General features: G+C 68.0%; 2 protein-coding genes and 1 pseudogene. All 3 read right to left on the bottom strand.

Going from position 1 to position 1,305, the window contains the following annotated elements; all coding sequences use genetic code 11:
- Positions 1-401: aldehyde dehydrogenase family protein (locus tag BLIN9172_RS17795; RefSeq protein WP_145998010.1), on the bottom strand; the 401-nt coding region annotated here is incomplete at its 3' end.
- Positions 398-931 carry a gamma-glutamyl-gamma-aminobutyrate hydrolase family protein gene (locus BLIN9172_RS17790; RefSeq protein WP_219618611.1) on the bottom strand — a complete coding sequence of 178 codons (534 nt, stop codon included), beginning with the start codon at positions 929-931 and terminating at the stop codon, positions 398-400. The genes BLIN9172_RS17790 and BLIN9172_RS17795, both read right to left, overlap by 4 nt.
- A gap of 190 nt (positions 932-1,121) precedes the next feature.
- Positions 1,122-1,265, bottom strand: a pseudogene (locus BLIN9172_RS18705) (glutamine synthetase); the annotation flags it as partial.
- Positions 1,266-1,305 lie beyond the last annotated feature (40 nt).

The raw sequence follows: 1,305 nt of genomic DNA, 5'->3' as shown, positions 1-1,305 counted from the left end.
CCCGCGGCGAGTGCCGGTGAGAACCCCCAGCCGGCGATCGGCATCGGGAAGTTCCATGGCACGATGATGCCAACGACTCCGAGTGGTTCGTTGAAGGTGACATTGACGCCCCCGGCCACTGGTATCTGATCGCCGAGGTGGCGTTCTACTCCCCCAGCGAAGTAGTTGAGGACGTCGCGGACGTTGCCGGCCTCGCCCCGGGCGTTGCCGATGGTGTGTCCGGCCTCGGCGACATCGCGGGCGAAGGCGCGCAGCAGTTCGGCTCGCTCGGCTGGTGCCGTGGTCCGCCACCGGGTGAAGGCGTAGGCGGCCCGGCCGATCGCATCCTTCGTCGCCTCGGCGCTGTGCGATTCGACCGAGGTGATGAGCTCCTCGGTCGCGGGGTTGATCACTTCGGTCATCGGTGGGCCTCCGCTGGTGTCTGCAGTGTCGTGGTCGTCGTTGTCTTCACGCGGCAGGCGGCAGCCTCGACGAGGCCGGTGAACAGGCGCAGATCCTCAAGGGTCTCGTGATGGTGCCATCTGACCGTGGCCTCGGTTCCGATCAGGCCGGCCACGGCGGTATCAGGTGTCGTCGCCACCTCCACCTCGGCGAATTCGTCCTTCTTCTCAGCCTCGTGGGCACCGTAGCCATCGAGGTCGGGCAGGTGCTGATGCAGGGTTCCACCGTGGACGGTGTTGACGATCTGGGCGCCGCGGCAGATCGCGAACACCGGCACGTTCGCGGTGCGGGCGTGCCGGTACAGGGTGGTCTCGAAGGAATCGCGACGCACGTTGGGAACCTGGGTGCGGGGGTGGGCCCGCGCTTCGTAGAGTCCGGGGTCGACGTCGTCGCCGCCGGTGAGGATGAGGCCGTCGAGTTCGGCCACCTCGGCAAGCGTCCACGGATCTTCCGGTGGCAGGAGGACGACGCGGCCACCGGCCCTGGTCACGGCGGTGCAGCGAACCCATGGGAGGAACCCCGCGTTCCTCTGCGAGACTCCCCATTGGACGGGGGCGAATGAGGTGGGGAAGCCGCTGAGAGGGCGGTGGGGGCCCCGGGCCTGGGGTGTGTTCGAAGCCGCGCCGGACCTCCCAATCGGTGACCGCTGCGTCGAAGGCCGCCATCTCCACTTTGCCGGCGTGGGTGTAGTGGTCCACGACCTCGTCGCCGAAGGCGCTGCGGGCGATGTCGGAGGATCCGAAGGCGGCCACGGAGTCGTGGAGGCGACGCGGAATGCTCCGCACGTCCTGTGTGTAGGCATTGCCCTCGAGGGCCTCGGGCAGTTCGAGTTTGTTCTCGATTCCGTGGATTCCGGCCGCGATG

The sequence above is a fragment of the Brevibacterium linens ATCC 9172 genome, assembly GCF_900169165.1.
Classification (GTDB): Bacteria; Actinomycetota; Actinomycetes; order Actinomycetales; family Brevibacteriaceae; genus Brevibacterium; species Brevibacterium linens.
This window is presented reverse-complemented; position numbering and strand designations above follow the sequence as displayed.